The organism is Agrobacterium sp. GW821-FHT14E08 (assembly GCF_058803865.1).
Genome location: NZ_JBXAPJ010000001.1, coordinates 101919 through 125490 on the forward strand (window position 1 = coordinate 101919; position 23572 = coordinate 125490).

A 23572-nucleotide genomic window follows, 5' to 3' on the forward strand; every position below is an offset into this window, starting at 1 on the left:
GTCCCTTGCAATATGGTTCCGAGCCGGCGAACGTGATCCCGCCGGGTTAACTTGATGTTGACGATCAGCTTTATTGGCAAGGTCGGCGGAAATCAAAATTATGTTTTAGAACGGTTCTGAATTGCCGTGAGCGGGAAAGGGGGAGCCGCGCGTAGCAAGACTCGTTGTGATCGCCGGATGTAAGACGCAGCCTAGCCGCGACATCCGTCATGCCGGACTTGATCCGGCATACAGCCGACGCGCGTCTGCGCGGCGATGAGGGTTCTTTCAGCCCAAGGACTTGGGCTGGCTGGATGCCGGATCAAGTCCGGCATGACGGGGTCTCAATAGCAGCAACAGGTAAGCAGGTTCCCCTCACTCCGGTGGCCAGTCACCGACGATTTCGCGTCTCTCCAGTTTCAGGGAGCGGTCCGGTTGCACGCGGTAGGTTTCGATCGCCAGCCGCCCGTCGCCCATGACGAATTCATTGCTGAGCGTGCTGCCGATGGGGGATTTGGTCAGTTTGGTGCGCGGCTGCCCGCCATAGGTGATGCTGCCGGGAATGGGTTCAACATCGGGGGCGGTGGTGCAGCCGGTAAGCGCCAGAACCATCATGATCGCGATCGTGCGCATGTTTTTCTCCTGCGTTTGGGGCGGATCATATCATGGCCGCGCCTGCGTCACACATCCCGTTGGCGTGAATAAAAAAGCCCCGCATCCGAAGATACGGGGCCAGTTGCCTTGGGAGGCTCTTGGTTTCTCAGTCCTCGTTGGCGGCAAGCTGCGTCAGCACCTCGCCACGGCCGCGGATACGCATGATAAGCGGGATGATGAAGGCGGCTGCCGCGACAGCGAACAGGCCGACGGCGATGGGTGAGGTGAACAGCACCGTCGGATCGCCCTGACCGATGGCCAGTGCGCGGCGAAGCTGCTGTTCCGCAAGCGGGCCGAGGATCAGGCCGACGACCGCAGGCGCAATCGGATAACCGAAGATGCGCATGACATAGCCGAGGATACCGAAGGCGAGCAGCATGCCGAGTTCGAAGACCGACGGGTTGGCGCCAATGGTGCCGAGCGTCGCGAACAGCAGAATACCCGCATAAAGCCAGGGCTTCGGAATGGTCAGCAGCTTCACCCACAGGCCGACGAGCGGCAGGTTCAGAACCAGCAGCATGAGGTTGGCGATGAACAGGCTGGCGATCAGACCCCAGACGAGCTGCGGATTGGTGGCGAACAGCAGCGGGCCAGGCTGCAGGCCGAACTGCTGGAAGCCGGCGAGCATGATGGCGGCGGTCGCCGTCGTCGGCAAGCCGAGTGTCAGGAGCGGCACGAGCGTACCGGCGGCGGACGCATTGTTGGCCGCTTCCGGACCGGCAACGCCTTCAATGGCGCCATGGCCGAATTCTTCCGGATATTTGGTCAGCTTCTTTTCGGTCGCATAGGACAGGAAGGTGCCGATTTCAGCGCCGCCCGCCGGCATGGCGCCGATGGGGAAGCCGATCAGGGTGCCGCGCAGCCAGGCTTTCCAGGAACGCGCCCAGTCCTGCGCACTCATCCAGACCGAACCCTTGACGGCTTCGACCTTGTCGTCGCCAGTCTGGCCCTGCGCGACAATGAAGAGCGTTTCGCCGATGGCGAACATGGCGACCGCAAGCGTCGTCACTTCGACGCCGTCGAGCAGGTCGGGAATGCCGAAGCTCATGCGCGTCTGGCCGGTCAGCTGGTCGATACCGACGATGGCAAGCGCAAAGCCGATGAACAGCGAGGTGAGGCCGCGCAGCGCCGAATCCCCGAAGGCGGAGGAAACGGTGACAAAAGCCAGCACCATCAGCGCGAAATATTCGCGCGGGCCGAAAACCAGCGCCAGCTTGACGATAAAGGGTGCAACGAAGGCCAGCGCGATGGTGGCGATGAGGCCGGCGACGAAGGAGCCGATGGCGGCGGTGGCCAGCGCCGGGCCGCCTCTGCCCTTGCGGGCCATCTTGTTGCCTTCGAGCGCTGTGACGATCGAGGCGCTTTCGCCCGGCGTGTTGAGCAGGATCGAGGTGGTCGAGCCGCCATACATGCCGCCATAATAGATGCCGGCGAACATGATGAGCGAACCGGCGGGATCGAGCCGGTAGGTGACGGGCAGAAGCAGCGCCACGGTCAGCGCAGGGCCGATACCGGGCAGAACGCCGACGGCGGTGCCGAGCGTGACGCCGATCAGCGCATAGAGCAGGTTCATGGGTTGGGCGGCAACCTCAAGACCGTGCAGCAGGAATTCAAAGGTACTCATGGACAGATGTCCCCCTGTCGGGCGGAACGGCTGGCTTTTGCGTCATCGCGCGCCAATTGTTCCTGTGATCTCGAATTTTGGTCGGAATGGCTGTTAGAAGAGCAGCCGTTCCAGAGGCCCGGCGGGCAGTGAAAGCTGCAGCAGCCGCGCGAAGATGAACCAGATGAAGAAGCTCAGGGCGATGCCGATGGGGATCGAATACCAGAGCTTGCGTTTACCGAAGGCGCGCGCCGTGAAGGCGAAGAGCAGGCCGGTGGCGATGGAGAAACCGGCAATGTTCAGCAGCAGCATCTGCGCGGCAAGGCCGGCGACGACCCAGATAACCGGGGCGATTTCCTGTTTGTCGCGTTCGGGAAAATCACCGCGCCAGGCCTCGATGGCCGTCCACAGCGCCAGGCCGATAAGACAGAAGCCGATAGCGTAAGGCACCGTTGCCGGGCCGACCGGCGAATAACCGGTGACGCTTGCGAGACGCGCGCTGTCCCAGAAGATCACCGAGGCGATGATGACGAGGAAGATGGCGATCGCCAGCGCCGCCCAATCAGGGCGGCGCTTTTGATGCTGCGAAGGGTTAGAACCCTGGCTCATTTTACCAGTCCGATGTCTTTGAGGATGGCGGCGGTGGCGTCGGTATCCTTGGCGAGCTGCGCCTTGAATTCGTCACCGGCGAGATAGGTGTCCATCCAGCTCTTGGTCTTCAGGGTTTCCTGCCACTTGGCGGACTTCACCAGCTTTTCGATGTCGGCATTGACGGCCTTTTCCTGTTCCGGCGTCAGGCCGGGAGGAGCAGCGACCATGCGCCAGTTCTGGACGACGACATCAAGGCCGCTTTCCTTCAGCGTCGGCGCATCAACGCCTTCCAGCTTCTCTTCACTGGAAACCGCGAGCAGGCGCAGCGTGCCAGCCTTTACCTGGCTTTCGAATTCGCCGTAGCTCGAAATACCGGCAGTCACCTGCGAGCCGAGGATCGAGGCAAGTGCTTCGCCGCCGCCGGAATAAGCGATGTAGTTGATCTTGGTCGGATCGACGCCGGCCGCCTTGGCGATCAGGCCAACCGCGATGTGGTCGGTGCCGCCAGCAGAGCCGCCGCCCCAGGAAACGCTGCCCGGATCCTTCTTGAGCTGGTCGACGAGGTCGCCGATGGTCTTCAGCGGCGAGGATGCCGGAACGACGATGGCTTCATATTCGCCGGTCAGACGGGCGATCGGCGTAACTTCCTTGAGGGTGACGGGCGCGTTGTTGGTAAGGATCGCGCCGACCATGACGTAACCGCCGACGATGAGGGCGTTCGGGTTGCCCTTCTGCTGGCTGGCGAACTGCGCAAGACCGATGGTGCCGCCGGCGCCTGGTACGTTCTGCACCTGAACGCTCTTGGAAATGCCTTCTTCCTGCAGCACGCTCTGCAGGGAGCGCGCGGTCTGGTCCCAGCCGCCGCCGGGATTGGCCGGCGCGATGATGGTGTAATCCGCTGCAACCGCCGGAAGAGCGATCACGCCCGCCAGAAATGTGCCGATAAGAAAATGCTTCACTTGGAAAACCCTCCTCAGGATGCCCTTTTGGGCGTCGTTTTTCGTTTATGCGGGGGGCTTTTCGGACGCGTCTGTACCGGCGCTGAATGCTCAGCGTGGGGCCTTGCAACCGTCCTGGATTTCCTCCCGCATCTTCTTCCGCCTCCACGGAATGAAGAAGAATTGCAGAGCATCACAAAAAGCTGTCATCTAACTGACGCTACGCAAGTCCTTGCGCATTTACTCTCTATTAATTTGTATCGGACGTCTACTGTGGCGTGTGTGGGTGGCCTTGTTTTGCGCCATTGAAGCTTGGTCCACACCCTCATTCCTGTGCTTGTCACAGGAATCCAGCCGACATGTGTCTACGCGGCGAGAAGAGTCCTTTCAGGCCAAGGACTTGGGCTTGCTAGATTCCTGTGACGAGCACAGGAATGAGGGGGAGCCTATTGCGACCGCAACGCCTCGTTCCAGCGCTCGATCAGGCGGCTGCGCTTGACCTGATCCAGATAGACCATCAGGCCGGGGCTGACCGGGACCGGGCGCAGTTGCGCGCCGTGGATGGCCTGCATGGTGTTGGCGGTGTTTTCGCCCGCCACTTCCGGGCTGACGGCGGGGATCTGCAGCTGCCGGGCCATGATCGTCTGGCCCTCCTTCGACATGAAGAATTCCAGATAACGGCGGCCGAGCGCCGGGTTGGCGGCGGCTTCCGGCACCAGACCAATGCGCGACATGACGACGGTATAGTCTTTCGGCAGCACGATGCCGACATCGGGGTGGCGCGAGGCCCAGTCCGCCGCATAGGAACCGAGAATATTGTAGCCCAGCACGAAACGGCCGTCGGAAACGCGTTCCAGAATGGCCGAGGAGGTGGAATAGACCTTCACGCCTGCCGCGCCCATGGCCTTGATGACGCTCCATATATCGCCGAACTGTTCCTGATCCCGTGACATGAACAGGAAGCCGACACCGGAGCGTTCGATGTCGTAAGTGGCGATGCGGCCGTGGATTTCCTTTGCATGACGTTCGAGATAATCAACGAATTCGGCACGGGTGGCCGGCGGTTTTTCGGTGGTGAAGCTCGGCTTGTGATAAACAAAGACCGCGGGTTCGAAGGTCAGCGCATAGGCGGTGTTGCGCCAGTTGGCCCAGGCGGGCCAGCGGGCGCTCATGGCGAGGTCAGAACGCTGGGCATAACCGTCATTGCTCAGCTTCACCTGCAGATCCATGGCGGATGAAAAGGCGAAATCGGCGGTCTTTTTGCCGGCATCGGTTTCTTTGACGATGCGGTCGTAAATCTCGCCCGTCAGCATATCCTCATAATGGACGGCGATATCGGGATTGGCCCTCTGGAAACCCTCGATCATCGGCGTCGCCAGCGGCTCATCCAGCGAGGAATAGACCACCAGCGTCTCGGCATCCGCCTTGCCGGAGGGTGCCGGAAAGATGGCGACTTGCGCAAGCGCCGGCGAGGCCATGCAAAGACAGAGACAGAGGAGAAGGCAGATACGCATGGAAAAGATCATGCAGCAGGCGCTGGCCATTCACAAGCGGTAAGGGTCTGGTTAAACTCGGCAATGCTGTGGGAGGGAAGATTTGCGTATTTTGCTGGTCGAGGACAATCAGGTGCTGTCGGAGGGGCTGTCGGCGCTTCTGCGCGGCAGCGGTTATGCGGTGGATGTGGTGTCCGATGGCGCTTCCGCCGATGCGGCGATTGCGGCTGAAAGTTTCGATCTGGTCATTCTCGATCTCAACCTGCCGGAGATGGACGGTATCGAGGTGCTGCGCTCCATGCGCTCGCGCCAGGACAAGGCGGCGGTGCTGATCCTGACGGCGCGCGGCACGCCGGAGGAAAAGGTCAAGGGGCTCGATCTTGGCGCTGACGACTACATGATCAAGCCTTTCGACATCACCGAATTCGAGGCGAGGGTGCGGGTGCTGCTGCGCCGCAATGCCGGTCTGCGCTCCTCGGCGCTGAGTTTCGGCAAGGTGCTTTTCGATCTCAATTCCCGCACCTTTTCGGCGGATGGACGTCCGCTCGATATTCCGGCGCGCGAGGTGGCGCTGCTCGAAGTGCTGTTCATGCGGGCCGGCAAGGTCGTCGCCAAGGAAGCGATCGTGCAGTCGCTGACCGGCTTCGACGACGATATTTCCGCCAATGCCATCGAGCAATATGTCAGCCGCCTGCGCAAGCGGCTCGCGCCCCACGGGCTGACGGTGAAGACGGCGCGCGGCATCGGTTATTATCTCGAAAAGCTGCCGGAGATGGCTGAATGAGACAGGCCGCCTATTCGCTCAGGCGGCGACTTTTAGGCTGGCTTCTCATTTCCACCGCCATCATCGGCTGTGTTGCGCTGACCGATACATGGCGCGAGGCGGTCAATACCGCCAATGTCGTTTCGGACCGGGTGCTTTCCGGTTCCGCACTTGCCATCGCCGAGCGGGTGGTGGTGGCAGAAGACGGCTCGCTGGAAGTCGATATTCCCTATGTCGCGCTGGAAATGCTGACATCGGCCGCGCAGGACCGGGTGTTTTACCGTGTCGACGGGCCGAACGGGCAATTCCTCACCGGTTACCAGAACCTGCCGACGGTGGAGAACCCGGCGGGTGATACCCCCGCCTATCGCGATGCCGTGTTCCGCGATGAACCGATCCGCATCGCTGCGATCAGGCGTTTCGCTTCCACCGGCATCAATTCCGTGCCCTTTTCCGTAACGGTTGCCGAAACCACCATTGCCCGCAGCCAGCTGGCGCAGGCGATCATCCTGCGCTCTGCGCTGCGCCTGCTGTTGATGATCGTCGGGGCGGCGATCATCGTCTGGATCGCGGTGACGATTTCGCTGCGTCCGCTTTACCGGCTCAGCGAAGCCATTGCCGAACGCAGCCCGAACGATCTGCACCCCATCCGCCAATCCGTGCCGGTGGAGGTGGAAAATCTGGTGGAAACGGTCAATTCCTTCATGGTGCGGCTGCAATCGGCGCTCGATGCCCTCCGGCATTTCACCGGCAATGCCAGCCACCAGCTGCGCACGCCGCTCGCCATCATCAGCACCCAGCTTGCGCTTTCAGCCCGTGCGGGAAGTTTAGAGGAAGCGCAGGCGGCGGCGCTGAAGGGCGGGGCGTCCGTGGCCCATGCCGAACATATCCTCGCCCAGCTGCTGCGCATGGCCAATATCGATGCCGCCGGCTCGAGCGAAAAACATGATTTTTCCGCGATCGATCTCGTGGCCGTTGCGCAGAATGTGACAGCCGATTTCGTGCCGCGCGCGTCGGAGGCCGGCATCGATCTCGGTTTTGAAGGTGAGGGCGAAGCGACCATTCTCGCCGAACCGCTCCTCATCGGGGAGCTGATCGGCAATCTCGTTTCCAATGCCATCAACTATGCCGGTCGCGGTGCGGAAGTCACCGTGCGTGTCGGCAGGGAGACGAGCGCCGTCTGGCTGGAAGTGGAGGATAACGGCCCCGGCATTCCACCGGAAAAACGCGCCATGGTGCGCCAGCGCTTCGCCCGAGGCGAAGCCAACGCCGCCCCCGGCGCCGGCCTCGGCCTTGCCATCATCGAAGAGATCGCCGGGCTGTTCGGCGGGCGGCTGACACTGGAGGATGGCGCGGAGGGGCGTGGGCTGAGGGCGCGGGTGGTGTTCGGTGGCGTGGAAAAGGCGCCATAACCCGTCGGTTTATCAGGCGGCCGTGTCCGCAGGCGATTTCGCCACTAGCGAGAGCCTGTAGCCCAGCGCGTCCGCGACCTTGGCAATCGTCGCCAGTTCCGGATTTCCCTCACCGCTCAGTGCCTTGTACAAGGTCTGGCGGGGAAGGCCGGTTTGTCTCGAAAGGTCAGTCATACCCTTGGCCCGCGCCACGACGCCCAGCGCATGCGCAAGCTCCTGTGCGTCGCCGCTCTCTGTGGCGTCGGCGATGTAAGCGGCAAGCGCTTCGTCACTATCAAGGTAGCGGGCAGCATCGTAATCGCGTGTCACAAGTGGCATGGTCTCACTCCTTGAGCGCTCTGGCCAGTTTCTTGGCTCTGGCGATGTCGCGGGACTGCGATGCCTTGTCGCCGCCACACAGCAATATAATGACGACATCACCGTGCCGGACAAAATAGACCCGATATCCGGGTCCAAGGTCGATCCTGAGTTCGCTGACGCCTTCGCCAACCGGTTTCACGTCTCCGGGATTGCCATCCGCCAGCCGGTAAATGCGGCGTGCGATGCGCGCGCGCCTGCACGTCGCGCAGACCCGCCAGCCAGTCGGCAAACTCGCTTGTTTCCCGGATTGTGAGCATGGCGCAATGTAAACTGTGGTTGTCATTTCGTCAATGACGAAGGTTTCATCCCATCCGCTCGGAAGCATAACTTCCCGGGCTTGGCGGGAAGACGACGGTGCGGTTGCCGTTGATGAAGGTGCGGTGGTGGATATGGGCGTGGATGGCGCGGGCCAGCACCTGGCTTTCCACATCGCGACCGAGCGAGACATAATCGTCGGCCGATTGAGCGTGGGTGATGCGCACCGTGTCCTGCTCGATGATCGGGCCTTCGTCGAGATCGGCGGTGACGTAATGGGCCGTCGCGCCAATCAGCTTCACACCGCGCTCATAGGCCTGCTTGTAAGGGTTGGCGCCCTTGAAGGAGGGGAGGAAGGAGTGGTGGATGTTGATGATCTGGCCCGACATCTTGCGGCACAAGTCGTCGGAGAGCACCTGCATGTAACGGGCGAGCACCACCAGTTCGGTGCCGCTCGTCTCGATCAGGTCCATCAGCTGCGCTTCGGCCCTGGGCTTGTTCTCCTTCGTCACCTTGATGTGGTGGAAGGGAATGTCGTGATTGACCACCACTTTCTGATATTCGAAATGGTTGGAGACGACGCCGACGATATCGATGGGCAGCGCGCCGATCTTCCAGCGGTAGAGCAGGTCGTTGAGGCAATGGCCGAAGCGCGACACCATCAACATTGTCTTCATGCGCTGGCCGTCGCCGTAAATGCGGGCCTCCATGCCGAATTTTTCGGCTACCGGCTGAAAGCCCTCGGTGATTGCCTGCAGCGTGGCGCCTTCCTCGGAAATAAAGGAGACGCGCATGAAGAACTTGCCGGTCTCGAGGTCGTCGAACTGCGAACTGTCGATGATATTGCAGCCCTTTTCCGCCAGATAACCGGAAATCGCGGCGACGATGCCGCGGGTCGATTTGCAGGCTACTGTCAGAACATAGGATGTCATCGTTTTCCCTCAAAGACTTTGCACCGGATGAGCCGGCGTAATTGGCGCGTTCCATAGCGCAGCTCTGCGGCGGAGCAAAGCGCCAAGAAGAATGCAGCCAAAGTCATAGGACGGGAAATGGGTGCGCGCCGTGCCGGAAGCGACATGGAATGTTCCACTGCCAGCACGGGGGTGTGCGGTGTTGCGGCGAGCCGCGGCCGCCTCAGGCGCGGCGCAGCCGCATGACCGCACGGCCGCGGCCGTCGATCAGTTCCAGCGTGCCCCGTCGCGGCTCCAGCCGGAAGGAACGGGCGCCTTCCAGTGCTTCGATGAATTGCCGTTCCTGGCGCATGATATCGGGTGCGCAGGCCATCTGTGTGGAAATCATCCGGCCGAAATTGACGCGGTTGCGGCTGATCTTCACTTCACCGCCGATGCCATTGCAGCCGGCATTGCCGGAAACGCGGCCTTCGCGGGAAATTTCCAGCGTCGCCTCACGGCGGCCGCGAACCCGTTCGCCGCGAATGTCCTGCACCAGCCAGCGTCCGTCGATACCGGCTTCCGGCTCCGGCCTGCCCGGGCCTGCCCCAACGCGCTCAAGCACGAGGTCGGTATCGTCGCGACCGCCGGTCAGCACCGAATAACGGCGGGTGGTGGTGAAAAGCAGCCGGTCGCGGTCGCGGATTTCGGCGCTCAGCGCATAGGAGCGGCGGGCGCGGATATCGCGGTCGTCATAACGCAGCACGAAGGGCACGGGCACCTGCCCGCGCGGACGGATGGTCGTTTCGGCGATCGTCTGCGAAGGCGCATCCGCGAGCGACACATCGATAAGGCGCACGGTGACGGTCACGCCCGGGGGCAGGGCGATCCGCTCGCGATAGGATACGCTGCCGCGCAGGCTTGCCGGTGCGGCTGCCGCGCGGCCCGCCGCAAAAAGCGGTGCAAGCGCGACAAGCCCGGCGAAACTGCGGCGCGAAAGAAGTGGCTGGCGGTCGTTCATGGTGCTTGCTCCGTGCTGATGCGGGTCGAATTTCAGCGGATGATAGAAAAAGGCACTGAACGGGCGATGAACCGGTGGAAATTTCCTTACGAGTCAGACGGAGACATCCCGGGTGGATGATGACGGGTGTGATCGCGAGAGCCGATGCCAGTGCATCCCCACCACCCTCATTCCTGTGCTTGTCACAGGAATCCAGCCGACGCACGTCTGTGCGGCGGAAAGGGTCTTCTCAGCCCAATGACTTGGGCTGGCTAGATTCCTGTGACAAGCACAGGAATGAGGAGGGAGGGAAACCGCCGGCGGAAGCAATATCCCGGCAGCGGCGGCCCCCATTCACTCAGCCGCGCAAACCGTCCCGCAGCGCTTCGAACTTTGCGAGCTGTTCGGCTCGCAGTTCCTTGTTCTCGTCACGGCGGACGAAAATCTTGAACATGGCGCCGCCCGCGGCATTCATGAACCAGACGGAACAGGAGCGCCGGCCGTGGAAACCGCGATCGACGAAAGTGATGCCGGCGCAATTGTCCTTCTTGATGTGACCGCCGATGGGGCTGTCGCCATGGATGTTGAACCAGCCGTGGCTTTCGCTGCCTTCCGGCAACTCGCCTGGCACTTCCAGCACGATATCGCCGGTCTGGACGATCATCAGGACTTCGCCCCAGCCGCGCATCTCGTTCCAGATCGCGTCGAAGCGGTCGGCGGGCGCGGAAACGGCCGCACCCTCGGGCAGGATCGCCAGAATCTCGGCAGGCGTCACCTCGGCCTTGGCGGCGATGGCTTCCACGATACCATCAGGCTTTTCGGCGAGCGCCGCGGCGGCGCGGGCCTGCCTGTCGTCATCGTTCTTTTGGGCTGCGATGCTCATCGGGCGGCCTCAGGCGGCAATCGAACGGCGTTCGCCATTCTTGTCTTCGTGGATGATGACGTCAAAGCCTTCAAAATGCGGACCGGAGAGATATTCCACCTTGCCGCGGTTTTCGCCGGCCTTGGCGTGGGCGGCGCGGAACTGTTCGGATTTCGTCCAGGCGAGGAAATCGTCCTTGGTGGCCCAGACTGTGTGCGAGGCATAAAGCGTGTGGTCATCCGCCTTCGGGCCTTTCAGCATGTGGAATTCAATATAGCCCTGCAATTCGCTGAGGTGCGATTTGCGCTCGCGCCAGATGGATTCGAAGGTTTCCTCGTAACCCGGCACGACACGAAAACGGTTCATTGCGATAAACATGAAATCCTCCCTTTAAGTTTCCAGTTTCAGTCAGGATATCCAGCCGTGGCCAAGTTGGAAAGAGGCTCACGGCAAAGCGAACAAAATTACTCCACTTATCGATTGCGCCTTCTATAAACATGTGCAAATAACTCAAGTTAAATAAGATGGGCAGGCCCATATCTGCCCGTGCCAGCTTGTGTTTCAGGATAGCGCCATGTTGAACTTTCGCCTTCGTCCGTTCGTTTTCGCCGCCCTCGTGCCTGCTGTGATTGCGGTTGCCGCGCCCGGTGCGCAGGCCTCCGACAAGGGCAATCCGGAGGCGAAACGCATCGTTGCCGTCGGTGGCACGGTGACGGAAATTCTCTATGCTCTCGGCGCTGAAGACCGCATCGTTGCGCGCGACAGCACCAGCAGCTATCCGGCGGATGCGCTTTCGAAGCCGGATATCGGCTATATGCGGGCGCTGTCGTCGGAGGGCATTCTGTCGCAGAAGCCCGATCTCATCCTGTCGGAAGACGGTTCCGGCCCGGCGGATGTCATCGCCATCCTCAAGGCCAGCGCGGTGCCTTTCGTCACCGTCGATACCCCGCCGAGCGGCGATGCTATTGCGAAGAAGATCGAGGATGTCGGTGCGGCGGTCGGTCTTTCCGACAAGGCGAAGGCGCTGGCCGCCGAGACCAAAGCCGGGCTGGACGCGCTGGCCAAGGATGTGTCGGCCGTGCCTGAAAAGAACAGGAAGCGTGTGCTCTTCGTGCTCTCCAGCGCCGGCGGCCGCATCATGGCAGCGGGCAAGGACACCGAAGCAGCCGCAATTATCGAGATGGCCGGTGGCATCAATGCCGCGCAGGAAATCAGCGGTTACAAGCCGCTCACGGATGAGGCAGTCATTGCCTCAGCACCGGACGTGGTGTTGACCATGGCGCGTGGCGACCATGCCGCCAAGGCGGCCGAGATTTTCGCGCTTCCCGCCTTCCAGTCCACGCCGGCTGCTGCAAGCAAGGCACTCATCAGCATGGACGGGCTTTATCTCATCGGTTTCGGCCCACGCACCCCGGCCGCCGGCCGTGAACTGGCAAACAAGCTCTACCCGGAGGCGGTGAAGCCGTGAGCCTCGCCGTCTTGAGTTCCACCGAAGGCGCCGCACCGGGTGACAGGTCCCGTCAGGGTGTCATCACCCTCGCGGTGCTTGTCGGCATCCTGCTGTTTGCCTGTGGTGTGTCGCTTGTCAGCGGTCCCACGGGTGTCGGCATTTCCGAACTCTGGGCTTATCTTACCGGCGGTGCTGCGGAACTCGATGCGCGTGACAGGGTCATTCTCGAGGCGGTGCGCCTGCCGCGCACGGCGCTCGGCATGTTGATCGGCGCGGGGCTTGGCGTCTCGGGCGCGATGATGCAGGGGCTGTTCCGCAATCCGCTTGCCGATCCCGGCATTGTCGGTGTCACTTCGGGTGCCGCGCTGTTTGCGGTTGCGGCCATTTCTCTCGGGGAAGGCGCGCTTGCCACGGTCGCCGTGTTTTTCGGACCGCATTTCCTGCCGCTGATGGCGTTTTTCGGCGGGCTTTTGAACACCTGGGTGCTTTATCTCATCGCCACGAAGGACGGGGCAACCTCCACCACCACGCTCATTCTGGCCGGTATCGCGGTGGCGGCAATCAGCGGTGCGCTGACGGGCCTGATGATCTTCGTGGCCGACGACCGGGCGCTGCGCGATATCACCTTCTGGTCGCTCGGTTCGCTCGGCGGGGCCACACCCGCCAAGGTGCTTGCCACCCTGCCGTTCATCGTCGTCGTGCTTGCCATCATTCCCTTCGTCGCCAGGGGGCTGGATGCGCTGATCCTTGGCGATGCCGCCGCTTTTCACATGGGCATTCCCGTGCAGCGGCTGAAACGGGTCGTCATTCTGGCCGTTGCCGCTGCCTGCGGGGCAAGCGTGGCGGCTGCCGGCTCCATCGGTTTTGTCGGCATCGTCGTGCCGCATCTTTTACGGCTTGCCATTGGCCCGTCGCACCGCTTCCTGTTGCCCGCCTCGGCGCTTGGCGGCGCGGCACTTCTGCTTCTGGCCGATAGTTTCGCCCGCACCGTCGCGTCACCGGCGGAATTGCCCATCGGTGTCGTCACGGCGCTCATCGGCGCTCCGGTCTTCCTGTTCCTGCTGCTTGGCCGCGGCAGCTTTTCCATGCGGAACATGCCATGATCCGGGCCGAAAACCTCACCCTTATCCGTTCCGGCCGCCGCCTGCTCGACGCGGTCAACGTCGATCTGAAGCCGGGTAAGGTCAATGTCATCATCGGTCCGAACGGTGCCGGAAAATCGACGCTGATGAAGGTTCTCTCAGGCGAGATGCGCGCCGAGGCCGGGTCTGTGACCTATAATGACATCGCCCTGCCGTTATTCACACCGGTTCAGCTTGCGCGCCTCAGGGCCGTGCTGCCGCAGAATACCCAGCTTGCCTTTCCCTTCACCGCGCTCGAAATCGTGCGCATGGGCGCTGTTGCACAAGGGTCGCGTGCGCCGGAAGAGCAGGCCCGCCGGGCGCTCACCAAGGCCGGGCTTCGCGGGTTCGAGCAGCGTTCCTACAACATGCTGTCGGGCGGCGAGCAGCAGCGGGTGCAATTTGCTCGGGCGTTGGCTCAGGTGCCGCATCCCGTGGAAAATGGCGAGGTAAGGGCGCTGTTTCTGGATGAGCCGACGGCCAGTCTCGATATTGGCCACCAGATAGCGGTGCTGGAAACGGCGCGCGATTTCGCCGCTGGCGGCGGTCTGGTGCTTGCCATCCTGCACGACCTCAACCTTGCGGCGGAATTTGCCGATCAACTTATCGTCATGCATGGCGGCAGGGTGACGGCGAGCGGGCCGTCGCTGGAAACGATCAGCGACGAGACGATCGCAAGGGTCTATGGCATTGGCGGCGTCGTCGGCCGGCTGCCGGCACGGCATATTCCTTACGTGCTGCCGCAATCGCGGCACCGCTGAGGCGGGGTCGTCGTCAGCTTTCCGGTCGGGTGACGATGAAGAGTGCGGAACCCAGCATGACGGCGGCGACGATGGCTGCGCGCAGAAGCGGCGGGTCGCTCAGAAACCAGAAAGCGGCGTAACTTACCGACATTGCCGAGAGTGCGGCGATCTTCGCCTTGCGGGCGATTGCGCCGCTCTCGCGCCAGCGGCGAAGCGAGGGGCCAAATCTGGGATGGGCCAGAAGCCATGCCTCCAGTTTCGGCGAAGAGCGGGAAAAGCACCACAGCGCCAGAAGCAGGAACGGCGTGGTTGGCAAAACGGGAAGAAACGCGCCGACGATGCCGGTCGCGACCATAAGCCAGCCAAGACAGAGGTAAAGAAGGCGCATGGATATGCCGGTATCATGAGTTCTCTACTCATGATAGAGCGGCGTGGCGAAAACTCTGTGCCGTGTTGCCGCAGGCCCTTGACCGCAAGGGAAAACCGGCGGCTTTCACCATCACATTTGCCGTGATCGAACCGTTGCCCGCCGTGGCAAGGCGCCTTTAGGGTTGAAAGCGCGGCGCTCTGTCTTTATCCCCTTGGTCCGCATGCCCGGAAGATAACCGGGCCACGACGAGGTACGAAGCAGAAGGAAACACCATGGCCAAGTTGATCCACTCGATGGTCCGGGTGCTGGACGAAAAGCGTTCGGTGGAATTTTACACGCAGGCTTTTGGGCTGGAGGTTGCGGAACGCGCCGAGTTCGAAAACTTCACGCTGATCTATCTCAGCAATGCCGAAGGCGATTTCGAGCTGGAACTGACCGTCAACCGTGGTCGCGAAGTGCCCTATGCGCTGGGCGACGGCTATGGCCATCTCGCTGTCAGCGTTGCCGATGTGGATGGCGAGCATCAGCGTTTCATCGAGCTAGGCCTGTCTCCCGGCAAGATCATCGAAGCCGACTATAAGGGCCAGCCTTTCGCGAAATATTTCTTCATTTGCGATCCCGACGGCTACAAGATCGAAGTGCTGCAGCGCGGCAACCGGTTCAAATAAAAAGAGGCACATCATGGCAGAGGCAGGCGTCAAACTTGAAGATAGCTGGAAACGCGTTCTTTCCACCGAATTCGCCAGCCCCTACATGCTCAAGCTGAAAGATTTCCTGCTTGCCGAAAAAACCGCCGGCAAGCGCATCTTTCCCAAGGGCGCGGAATATTTCCGGGCGCTGGATCTGACGCCGCTGGACCAGGTCAAGGTCGTCATTCTGGGGCAGGACCCCTATCACGGGCACGGGCAGGCGCATGGCTTATGTTTTTCCGTCCAGCCCGGCGTGCGCATTCCGCCCTCGCTCGTCAATATCTACAAGGAATTGCAGGCCGACCTTGGCATCCGGCCGGTCAATCACGGCTTTCTGGAAAGCTGGGCGAAACAGGGCGTGCTGCTGCTCAACAGCGTGCTGACGGTGGAAGAATCACGCGCGGCCTCGCATCAGGGGCAGGGCTGGGAAAAATTCACCGATGCCGTCATCCGCGCCGTCAACGACGAATGCGACCATGTGGTTTTCCTGCTGTGGGGTTCCTATGCCCAGAAGAAGGCGGCCTTCGTGGATCAGCGCAAGCATCTCGTGCTGCGCTCGCCGCACCCGTCACCGCTTTCGGCCCATAACGGCTTTTTCGGCAACGGCCATTTTTCCAAGGCAAACGCCTTTCTCGTCTCCAACGGCCGTCAGCCGATCGACTGGCAATTGCCGGAAACGGCTTAAGCGATTTTACCAGTCCCTCCGTCATTCCGGCCTTGAGCCGGAATCTAGGTTGCGCGCGTCCGCGCGCCGGGAAAAGTCCTTTCAGCCGAAGGACTTGGGCTGGCTGGATTCCGGCTCAAGGCCGGAATGACGGGGAGTGCAGCAAACATCTTTACAGCGTAGTCGCGTCCGGTTTAAGAATACTCGACTACAAAGTGAAGGATTTATGCCCGTGTCTCTTCTGTCTGCCGAAACTTCTGTCTCGCTGCCCGATCCCGCGTCGATTGTCGATGCTTTCGAGGATCATTTCTCCGAACATATGGAGATGGAGCGGGAAGGGACGACGGTGCGTTTCAAGGCGGAATACGGCCATGGCAGCTTCAGCGCCGAAGGCGGCCGGTTCGCCGCCCGGGTCAGCTGCGTGTCCGAACATATATTGATGTCGGTGAAGGCCATGGTGGCCGAGCATATTGTCGAGTTTTCCGGCAAGACGGGGCTCGATTTCCGCTGGAGCGGCCACGGCGCCTATCAGCGCGAGCTGCCCAATCTTTTCGTCGGCAAGGTTGCCCGCGCCTATAATCTGACGCCGCATATGCGCCGGCTCGTGGTTTCCGTTGAAAGCGGCATCGAAAGGCTCGTCACCGGCGGCATGCATGTCCGCCTGCTGCTGGTGCCGGATCAGGCCCGTGCACCGGTCTGGCCTTATCTCGCCCCCACTGGCGCCATCGTCTGGCCAGCGGATGACGATCTTCTGACACGGCGCGTCTATACCATCCGCTCCGGCGATGTCGGTCGCGGCGAGGTGGATATCGATTTCGTCATGCATGAGGGCGATGACATGCCGGGCGCGAATTTCGGCGCCACGGCAAAGCCGGGCGACGTTCTCGGCATCATCGGCCCGAGCGGCACTTGCCCGGAGGCGGACCGTTATGTCTTTGCCGGTGACGAGACAGCGCTGCCGGTGATGCTGCGCATGGCGGCGGAAATGCCGACCGGCAAAAAGCTCAGCGTTTACGCTGAAATCGACGATGAGGCGGAACGGCAGGAGATCGTCTGCGCCGCCGATGTCGAATGGACATGGCTTTACCGTCGCGGCAAGCCCGCCGGTACGGCTGGCCTGATCGAACAGGCGCTGCGCAGCCATGCATGGACGGGTGACCACGAAGGCCTGCATGTCTTCGTCGCCTGCGAGAAATCCGAGGCGAGGGCGGCGAAATCCTTCCTCACCGACGAGATCACCTTTCCCAAGGCGTCGCTGCGCGCCGTCGGCTACTGGACCATGGGCCTTGCAGACGATCATTGATCTGTGCCTTTAGGCTTGGTTGAACAGTAGGTTTGATCGTTCACCAATCGGGAACAATCCGTTCCTGTTGCCGGTCTATGCCTGCCGCGCCTCTTACCCCATCTTTACGCCATGAACAGGGCGGGCCCGATTGCGAGGCCTGCCAGTGCGAAAGGGGTTTACCATGCTGAACCAGATCAAGGGCCTGCACCACGTCACCTCCATGGCGGCGAGCGCACGGCAGAACAATGGCTTCTTCACCGATACGCTCGGGCTGCGCCGGGTGAAGAAGACCGTCAATTTCGACGCGCCTGACGTCTATCATCTTTATTATGGCGATGAGCTCGGCACACCCGGCTCCGTCATGACCTATTTCCCGTTCCCGCATATCGCCCGTGGCCGTCCCGGCACCGGTGAAGTGGGCACCACGCTGTTTTCCGTCCCGGCAGGATCGCTCGGCTACTGGCAGGAGCGCCTTTCGAAGGCCGGCGTGGATGGCCTGAAGGCCGACGAGGCCTTCGGCGACAAGCGCCTGCATTTTGCCGGCCCGGATGGCGACGGTTTCGCGCTGGTGGAGGTCAGGGACGACAGCCGCGCGCAGTGGATCGGCAATGGCGTCGGTGCGGATCAGGCGATCCACGGCTTTCAGGGTGCCTCGCTGCGTCTTCGCGATGAAGGGGCGACGGCCGAGCTTTTGAAATTCATGGGTTATCAGGAAGTGGATCGTCAGGACGGCGTTCTGCGCCTCGGTATTCCCGGCGGTAACGGTGCTGACTTTATCGACATCGAAACCATGCCGAATATTTCCGGCGCACGCCTGGGTGCGGGGTCCGTGCACCACATCGCCTTTGCGGTCGAAAACCGCGAAAAGCAGCTTGAGGTGCGCAAGGCGCTGATGGATACGGGCTATCAGGTGACGCCGGTGATCGACCGCGATTATTTCTGGGCGATCTATTTCCGCACGCCGGGCGGCGTGCTGTTCGAGGTGGCGACCAACGAGCCCGGTTTCGACCGGGACGAGGACACCGCCCATCTCGGCGAAGCGCTGAAGCTGCCGACCCAGCATGCGCATCTGCGCTCCGTGCTGGAAAAGCAGCTGGAGCCGCTGGGGGATGAGAAGGCGGTTTGATCATCCGGGCTTGGCCATTGAGTTTGGCAGGACGTTGCCACACGTTTCTTCTCCCCGTTCGGGGAGAAGAAACCAGCGGAAGCCCCTCACTCCATATGATTGCTCCGCTTGGCCGAAGAGACCTTGCGGAAGCCTTTGACCATCTTCCTTCCAGAAAGGATTCTTTCATGACCAAGGACAGCTATTTCCACAAATCCCGCGCCGGTTCTGCCGGTGCTCCGCTTTTCGTTTTGCTGCACGGCACCGGCGGCGATGAGAACCAGTTTTTCGATTTCGGCTCCCGCCTGCTGCCTGAGGCCACCATTCTCTCGCCGGTCGGCGATGTTTCCGAACATGGCGCGGCGCGGTTTTTCCGGCGTACGGGCGAGGGCGTCTACGACATGGCCGACCTTGAACGGGCAACCGCCAAGATGGCGGATTTCATTAAGGCGAACCGGGAGCATTATCAGGCCGGCCCGGTCATCGGTCTCGGCTTTTCCAATGGTGCGAATATTCTCGCCAATGTGCTGATCGAACAGCCCGAGCTTTTCGATGCTGCGGTGCTGATGCATCCGCTCATCCCGTTCGAGCCGAAGATTTCCCCCGCCAAATCAACGCGCCGGGTGCTTATCACGGCGGGTGAGCGCGATCCGATCTGCCCGGTGCCGCTGACGAAGGCGCTGGAAACGAGCCTTCAGGCGCAGGGCGGCACGGTGGAAACCGTGTGGCATCCGGGCGGGCATGAAATCCGCTCGGGCGAGATCGATGCAGTCAGGGGGTTTCTGGCGGCTTATGGAGGGTAGCTTTCTGCCCGACCTCATTCTTCACCGTCATGCCGGACTTGATCCGGCATCCAGCCAAGGCGCGTCTGCGCCGTGAAAAGAGTCTCTTGCGATCAAGGACTTGATCGCGCTGGACCCCGGATCAAGTCCGGGGTGACGGAGAGGGTAGGTGATCTGCCTTTCCACGTCGCATGCAGACAAATGGTCCTGCTACTCCAACTTCAGCGATATCCGCATTGCTGCAACTGCGCCTCGTAACGCAGCGCCATGTTGGCGGAGCGGCGGGCGGCCTTCTGGACCGCGGAATTGTTGCGCCAGCTGCCCTTCGCATAACCGGCATGGCCGGAATAATAAGCGAGGTAGAGATTATAGGGGTCGTTCAGCGAAATGCCGTTTTCGCGGCGGCTCTTGGCGTGGTACCAGCCGACGAAATGGATCGCATCGGTGAAATCGGTGCGGCTTGCCGACCAGCGGCCGGTTTCGCGCTGGTAGACACCCCATGTGCCGTCCAGCGCCTGAGCATAACCGTAAGCGGTGGACTGGCGTTTCCACGGAATGAAGCCGAGAAGTTTGGTGCGCGGCGGCCGCGCATAGGGGCGGAAGGCGGATTCGGTGTAGATCGTCGCCATCATGACAGGCACGGGTACGCCGAACTCGCGCTCGGCCGCCTTGGCGTCGCGTCGCCAGTTGTTGAAGATACCGTTCCGCTGCTCGAAAATCGCACAGGCATTGGTGACCTGTGACGGTGCGGTGGCACAACCAGCCAGAACGAGCATCAGAAAAACTACGGCAAATACGCCACGCATAACGGAACCCTTTCGTTCCGCTATTCTTAAATTGCTAACCATTAACGTCGGGTTTTAAGACAAGGTTAATTCAAATGCCGCCGATCAAGGGCTTGTTAACCCGCTGAAAATTCCTGTGTCCGGGATGGGGCGAAAGCGTGTGCCGCGCCTCTCCTGCGCGCCTTTTTTGAAATGCATTTATCCCCGCGCGTCCCCGGCCCAGCCGGGTCCGCTACACTCGCTCCATCCCGGTCATCGAGCGTGCGCGCGGCGCAAGGTGGGTGGGGCAGGCAGCCGAAACCGGGAAGTTTCCCAATGTCACGGTCAAGGCGGCCGGCATATGTCCATCCTCCAAACAGGAACCGGTTTGGCGGGCGGATCATATGTTGAAACCGGGGCCGCATCGTCTGCAAGACCCTGCACTACCCTTTGATACCCCCGCAGCGATGCGGCCCATTTATCGCGTCTCAACGCTGCGCCGGAATTCGGCGCGGTGATATCGGCGCATATTCGAAAAAAAGCGTCCGCTGTACAAAAATGAAAACCGATAAAATTGTAGCAATCGGCTTAAAGCGGCTGAAAACAGTGCTGTGCCATTGTGGGATCACAGACAAGGAGCGGACATCCTGCGCAGACAGGGGCTCCACAAAACAGAAATCGAGACCGGCCCAAGCCGGCGGATCGCCAAACGGGGTATGAAATGCTGAAGAAGATTATTGCTGCCGCCATCTGCGGAATTGCCATCGCTTCCATGTCCACCCATGCCGATGCGGCCGGTGCCGCCGGTTTTGCCCGTGGTTTTGCCGCTGTCGAGAAGAGCGCGGTGACGCAGATCGGTGTTTCGGCTCCGGGCGGGTTTGATGGCTGCGTTCTTTCCGCCGGCCAATGTGTTTCGACGATCGCCGCGCCGCTGACCGGCGAGCGCCGTGAAGAACTGCTGCGCGTCAACCGTGATGTGAACGCCACCATGGGCGCGCTTGATGATTATTTCTCCGGTTTCGGAGCCGGTGTCCCGGCAACGCCGTCGCTGAGCGCTGAGGATTGTGGCGATTGCGCCGCGATCAAGCGCACTGCCCTTGCCGGTGCCGGCTGGTCTTCCGCTGCGCTGCGCCTTGCCTTCGCCCTGAATGATGACGGATCGCTCGAAAAAGTGCTGATCGTTACCACCGACAAGGGCGATATCGTGCTCGGCAACGCCGTCTTTTCTCCGGCCGAGCGCGAAACCGCGCTTTAAGCCCATCTTTTCATGCCTGCCAGACTGCGCCGGTTTCTCCTGATCCTTGTGGGATCAGGGAGCCGGCGATTTTTTTCGTTCGGCAACGGCAATGCCCGCCAGCGCCATGACCAGTGCTGCGATCTGGTAGGTGTGCAGGGTTTCGCTGAGCACCACAACGGACAAAAGCGTGCCGAAAACGGGCACGAGGTTGATGAAGAGGCCGGCGCGGTTGGCGCCGATCTGTTCCACGCCCTTGATGTACAGGATCTGCGCGATGAGCGACGCAAAAATCGCGGCATAGACCACCAGCACCCAGCCCTTCTGATCCGGCCAGACAACGCTGTTTCGCGACATTTCCCAGAAGACCAGCGGCACCGAGGTGAGGAGGGCGAAAAAGGCAGGTATCGCCATCAGCGTGCGCCAGTCGACGGCGGGTTTCCAGCGCAGGATGACGGTGTAGATGGCATAGACCAGCACGGCCAGGAGCATGATGGCGTCGCCCGCATTCATTTCCAGCTGCAGCAGCGAAACCGGATCGCCATGGGAGGCGAGCAGCGCCACGCCTGCTATGGTGAGGCAGAAACCGGCGATCTGGCCGAACAGCACGCGGGTGCGGAACAGGATGAAGTTCAGCACGAAGATGACCATGGGAATGCCGGCCTGGATGACGGCGGCATTGATGGCTGAGGTGTGCTGCAGGGCCGTGTAGAGAAAGACGTTGAAGGCGGTGTAACCAACGCTGCCGAGCACGAAGAAATAGGGCAGGCGCTTTTTCACCACCGGCCAGTCCCTGATCAGCTGCGGCACGGAAATGGCGAAGATGATGGCGACGGCCAAAACCCAGCGCAGGAAGGTAAAGGCCATGGGGCTGATGTGGCCGACGGCCAGCTTTCCGGCAACGGTGTTGCCGCCCCAGCAGAGCGTGGCGATGATGAGGGCGATGTAGGCTTTCGAAGGCACGCTGATGTTTCGCTTCTTCAAGGGGCGGGAAAATGAAGGCGGGTGAACGGGGCCTTGCGCTTGCGCTTGTCCCCCCACGGGGCGAGATAATGCGGAATTCGGCGTTTTGTCACGGAAAAAGCAAAATTCACCATAAGAAACAGGGTCGCTTTCCGTAAAACAACACAGTATACATTCGCGGGTTTGGGTTTCCCATCGGGTTATCGGGCGCGCGAGCGCCATGAGCAGGAAAGCAAGAAATGACGAATGTTGTGGTGGTCGGCTCGCAGTGGGGCGACGAAGGCAAAGGCAAGATTGTCGACTGGCTGTCCGAGCGGGCAGATGTCGTCGTGCGGTATCAGGGCGGCCATAATGCCGGCCATACGCTTGTCATCGACGGTGTCAGCTACAAGCTTTCGCTTCTGCCGTCCGGCGTTGTGCGTCCCGGCAAGCTCGCCGTCATCGGCAATGGCGTCGTGGTCGATCCGCATGCGCTGATCGCCGAAATCGGCCGTCTGGAAGTTCAGGGCGTCAAGGTCACGCCGGAAAACCTGCGCATTGCCGACAATGCCACGCTCATTCTTTCGCTCCACCGCGAGCTGGACGGCATGCGCGAAGACGCTGCCTCCAACAGCGGCACCAAGATCGGCACAACGCGTCGCGGCATCGGCCCGGCTTACGAAGACAAGGTCGGCCGTCGCGCCATCCGTGTGATGGATCTCGCCGACATGGAAGCGCTTTCGGTCAAGGTTGATCGCATCCTGACGCATCACAATGCGCTTCGCCGCGGTTTCGGCGCTGCCGAAGTCTCGCATGAGACGATCATGGAAGAGCTGGGCTCGATTGCCGAGCGCATTCTGCCCTTCAGCGAAACCGTCTGGCTGCTGCTCGACAAGAAGCGCCGCGCCGGTGCGCGCATCCTGTTCGAAGGTGCGCAGGGCTCGCTGCTCGATATCGACCACGGCACCTATCCCTATGTGACCTCGTCCAATACAGTCGCTGGCCAGGCCGCTGCCGGTTCGGGCATGGGTCCGGGTTCGCTGGGTTATATTCTCGGCATCACCAAGGCTTACACCACCCGCGTCGGCGAAGGTCCGTTCCCGACCGAGCTGAACGACGAGATCGGCCAGTTCCTGGGCGAAAAGGGCCATGAATTCGGCACCGTCACCGGCCGCAAGCGCCGCTGCGGCTGGTTCGATGCCGCACTGGTGCGCCAGTCGGTCGCCACCAATGGTATTACCGGCATTGCGCTCACCAAGCTCGACGTTCTTGACGGTCTCGACGAGCTGAAAATCTGCGTCGGCTACAAGCTTGACGGGCAGGAAATCGACCATCTTCCGGCGAGCCAGGGCGCGCAGGCGCGGGTCGAGCCGATCTATGTCACACTGGAAGGCTGGAAAGAATCCACCGTCGGTGCCCGAAAATGGGCGGATTTGCCTGCTCAGGCAATCAAATATGTCCGTCAGGTCGAGGAATTGATCGGGGCGCCTGTCGCGCTTCTGTCGACAAGTCCGGAGCGTGACGACACCATACTTGTGACTGATCCGTTTGAGGATTAATGTCCTCGGCGATCTAGATTCATAAACCATATCGGGCCGGTACGTCGCCGGTCACGACGAGAAA

Annotated in this window: 25 protein-coding genes and 1 pseudogene; 12 read left to right on the top strand and 14 right to left on the bottom strand. The window is 61.4% G+C overall.

All coding sequences use genetic code 11. The features are described from left to right. Window positions 1-354: 354 nt before the first annotated feature. From AC1ROR_RS00460 to AC1ROR_RS00480, 5 genes are all read right to left on the bottom strand, one after another. The gene (locus AC1ROR_RS00460) at window positions 355-612 is read right to left on the bottom strand and encodes a hypothetical protein (protein ID WP_003491898.1); all 258 of its coding nucleotides are present in this window, start codon (window positions 610-612) and stop codon (window positions 355-357) included. Window positions 613-739: 127 nt separating this feature from the next. Continuing rightward, the gene (locus AC1ROR_RS00465) at window positions 740-2257 is read right to left on the bottom strand and encodes a tripartite tricarboxylate transporter permease (protein WP_003491896.1); all 1518 of its coding nucleotides are present in this window, start codon (window positions 2255-2257) and stop codon (window positions 740-742) included. 93 nt (window positions 2258-2350) lie between these two features. Further along, window positions 2351-2845 carry a tripartite tricarboxylate transporter TctB family protein gene (locus AC1ROR_RS00470; protein ID WP_003491894.1) on the bottom strand — a complete coding sequence of 165 codons (495 nt, stop codon included), beginning with the start codon at window positions 2843-2845 and terminating at the stop codon, window positions 2351-2353. Beyond that, entirely contained in the window at window positions 2842-3786 is a 945-nt protein-coding gene (locus AC1ROR_RS00475; protein ID WP_035228016.1) for a Bug family tripartite tricarboxylate transporter substrate binding protein, read from the bottom strand. Before AC1ROR_RS00475 ends, AC1ROR_RS00470 begins: the two co-directional genes overlap by 4 nt. Window positions 3787-4211: 425 nt before the next feature. Continuing rightward, window positions 4212-5309: an ABC transporter substrate-binding protein gene (locus tag AC1ROR_RS00480; protein WP_498588310.1), complete on the bottom strand. Its 1098-nt coding sequence runs from the start codon at window positions 5307-5309 to the stop codon at window positions 4212-4214. A 52-nt stretch (window positions 5310-5361) separates the two neighbouring features. On the opposite strand from AC1ROR_RS00480, the gene AC1ROR_RS00485 reads away from it, so the two are divergent. Together AC1ROR_RS00485 and AC1ROR_RS00490 are read left to right on the top strand one after the other, a co-directional pair. Next, on the top strand, window positions 5362-6042 hold the full coding sequence (locus AC1ROR_RS00485) for a response regulator (RefSeq protein ID WP_003491888.1): 681 nt from the start codon (window positions 5362-5364) through the stop codon (window positions 6040-6042). Then, window positions 6039-7433: a sensor histidine kinase gene (locus AC1ROR_RS00490; RefSeq protein ID WP_498588311.1), complete on the top strand. Its 1395-nt coding sequence runs from the start codon at window positions 6039-6041 to the stop codon at window positions 7431-7433. The genes AC1ROR_RS00485 and AC1ROR_RS00490 overlap by 4 nt, the downstream gene beginning before the upstream one ends. A 12-nt stretch (window positions 7434-7445) precedes the next feature. On the opposite strand, the gene AC1ROR_RS00495 is transcribed toward AC1ROR_RS00490, so the two are convergent. The 6 genes and pseudogenes from AC1ROR_RS00495 to hmuQ all read right to left on the bottom strand — a co-directional run bounded on the left by AC1ROR_RS00495 (window position 7446) and on the right by hmuQ (window position 11178). Further along, on the bottom strand, window positions 7446-7751 hold the full coding sequence (locus AC1ROR_RS00495) for an addiction module antidote protein (protein ID WP_026363923.1): 306 nt from the start codon (window positions 7749-7751) through the stop codon (window positions 7446-7448). 4 nt (window positions 7752-7755) lie between these two features. Then, window positions 7756-8050, bottom strand: a pseudogene (locus AC1ROR_RS00500) (type II toxin-antitoxin system RelE/ParE family toxin). A 45-nt stretch (window positions 8051-8095) separates the two neighbouring features. Then, window positions 8096-8980 carry a formyltetrahydrofolate deformylase gene (gene purU, locus AC1ROR_RS00505; protein WP_003491882.1) on the bottom strand — a complete coding sequence of 295 codons (885 nt, stop codon included), beginning with the start codon at window positions 8978-8980 and terminating at the stop codon, window positions 8096-8098. A gap of 202 nt (window positions 8981-9182) precedes the next feature. Then, window positions 9183-9959, bottom strand: a complete 777-nt coding sequence (locus AC1ROR_RS00510) for a YbaY family lipoprotein (RefSeq protein ID WP_498588312.1) — start codon at window positions 9957-9959, stop codon at window positions 9183-9185. Window positions 9960-10296: 337 nt separating this feature from the next. Continuing rightward, complete coding sequence (gene hutX, locus AC1ROR_RS00515; RefSeq protein WP_142168862.1) at window positions 10297-10821, bottom strand: heme utilization cystosolic carrier protein HutX; 525 nt, start codon at window positions 10819-10821, stop codon at window positions 10297-10299. A 9-nt stretch (window positions 10822-10830) separates the two neighbouring features. After that, on the bottom strand, window positions 10831-11178 hold the full coding sequence (gene hmuQ, locus AC1ROR_RS00520) for a heme-degrading protein HmuQ (RefSeq protein ID WP_003491868.1): 348 nt from the start codon (window positions 11176-11178) through the stop codon (window positions 10831-10833). A gap of 196 nt (window positions 11179-11374) precedes the next feature. Here hmuQ and AC1ROR_RS00525 point away from each other — a divergent pair, with 196 nt between their 5' ends. From AC1ROR_RS00525 to AC1ROR_RS00535, 3 genes are read left to right on the top strand one after another with little or no spacing between them, the layout of a single operon-like run. After that, entirely contained in the window at window positions 11375-12268 is an 894-nt protein-coding gene (locus tag AC1ROR_RS00525; RefSeq protein ID WP_498588313.1) for a heme/hemin ABC transporter substrate-binding protein, read from the top strand. Then, window positions 12265-13353, top strand: coding sequence for a FecCD family ABC transporter permease (locus tag AC1ROR_RS00530; RefSeq protein WP_003491864.1), 1089 nt, complete (start codon window positions 12265-12267; stop codon window positions 13351-13353). Before AC1ROR_RS00525 ends, AC1ROR_RS00530 begins: the two co-directional genes overlap by 4 nt. Then, the gene (locus AC1ROR_RS00535) at window positions 13350-14132 is read left to right on the top strand and encodes a heme ABC transporter ATP-binding protein (RefSeq protein ID WP_035228034.1); all 783 of its coding nucleotides are present in this window, start codon (window positions 13350-13352) and stop codon (window positions 14130-14132) included. The genes AC1ROR_RS00530 and AC1ROR_RS00535 overlap by 4 nt, the downstream gene beginning before the upstream one ends. A 13-nt stretch (window positions 14133-14145) precedes the next feature. Here the strand turns inward: AC1ROR_RS00535 and AC1ROR_RS00540 are convergent, their stop codons facing one another. Next, complete coding sequence (locus tag AC1ROR_RS00540) at window positions 14146-14502, bottom strand: YbaN family protein (protein WP_498588314.1); 357 nt, start codon at window positions 14500-14502, stop codon at window positions 14146-14148. 254 nt (window positions 14503-14756) lie between these two features. Here AC1ROR_RS00540 and AC1ROR_RS00545 point away from each other — a divergent pair, with 254 nt between their 5' ends. From AC1ROR_RS00545 to AC1ROR_RS00565, 5 genes are all read left to right on the top strand, one after another. Beyond that, window positions 14757-15152 (top strand): VOC family protein, encoded by a 396-nt coding sequence (locus AC1ROR_RS00545; RefSeq protein ID WP_003491858.1) that lies wholly within the window; start codon window positions 14757-14759, stop codon window positions 15150-15152. 13 nt (window positions 15153-15165) lie between these two features. Beyond that, on the top strand, window positions 15166-15858 hold the full coding sequence (gene ung, locus AC1ROR_RS00550; RefSeq protein WP_003491856.1) for a uracil-DNA glycosylase: 693 nt from the start codon (window positions 15166-15168) through the stop codon (window positions 15856-15858). Between the two features lie 205 nt (window positions 15859-16063). Next, window positions 16064-17140 carry a siderophore-interacting protein gene (locus AC1ROR_RS00555; protein WP_498588315.1) on the top strand — a complete coding sequence of 359 codons (1077 nt, stop codon included), beginning with the start codon at window positions 16064-16066 and terminating at the stop codon, window positions 17138-17140. Between the two features lie 163 nt (window positions 17141-17303). After that, a complete protein-coding gene (locus tag AC1ROR_RS00560) occupies window positions 17304-18248 on the top strand; it encodes a VOC family protein (protein ID WP_498588316.1) in 945 nt (314 codons plus the stop codon). 167 nt (window positions 18249-18415) lie between these two features. Continuing rightward, window positions 18416-19030 (top strand): alpha/beta hydrolase, encoded by a 615-nt coding sequence (locus tag AC1ROR_RS00565; protein ID WP_498588317.1) that lies wholly within the window; start codon window positions 18416-18418, stop codon window positions 19028-19030. A 200-nt stretch (window positions 19031-19230) separates the two neighbouring features. Here AC1ROR_RS00565 and AC1ROR_RS00570 read toward each other — a convergent pair whose 3' ends face one another. Beyond that, window positions 19231-19815 carry a transglycosylase SLT domain-containing protein gene (locus tag AC1ROR_RS00570; protein WP_080835799.1) on the bottom strand — a complete coding sequence of 195 codons (585 nt, stop codon included), beginning with the start codon at window positions 19813-19815 and terminating at the stop codon, window positions 19231-19233. Between the two features lie 679 nt (window positions 19816-20494). Between AC1ROR_RS00570 and AC1ROR_RS00575 the strand changes: the two genes are divergently transcribed. Continuing rightward, a complete protein-coding gene (locus AC1ROR_RS00575) occupies window positions 20495-21028 on the top strand; it encodes a transglutaminase-like cysteine peptidase (RefSeq protein WP_080835796.1) in 534 nt (177 codons plus the stop codon). 54 nt (window positions 21029-21082) lie between these two features. On the opposite strand, the gene AC1ROR_RS00580 is transcribed toward AC1ROR_RS00575, so the two are convergent. Next, complete coding sequence (locus AC1ROR_RS00580) at window positions 21083-21970, bottom strand: DMT family transporter (RefSeq protein WP_167377485.1); 888 nt, start codon at window positions 21968-21970, stop codon at window positions 21083-21085. 239 nt (window positions 21971-22209) lie between these two features. Here AC1ROR_RS00580 and AC1ROR_RS00585 point away from each other — a divergent pair, with 239 nt between their 5' ends. Then, the gene (locus tag AC1ROR_RS00585; RefSeq protein ID WP_035228045.1) at window positions 22210-23508 is read left to right on the top strand and encodes an adenylosuccinate synthase; all 1299 of its coding nucleotides are present in this window, start codon (window positions 22210-22212) and stop codon (window positions 23506-23508) included. The last annotated feature ends 64 nt before the right edge of the window (window positions 23509-23572 follow it).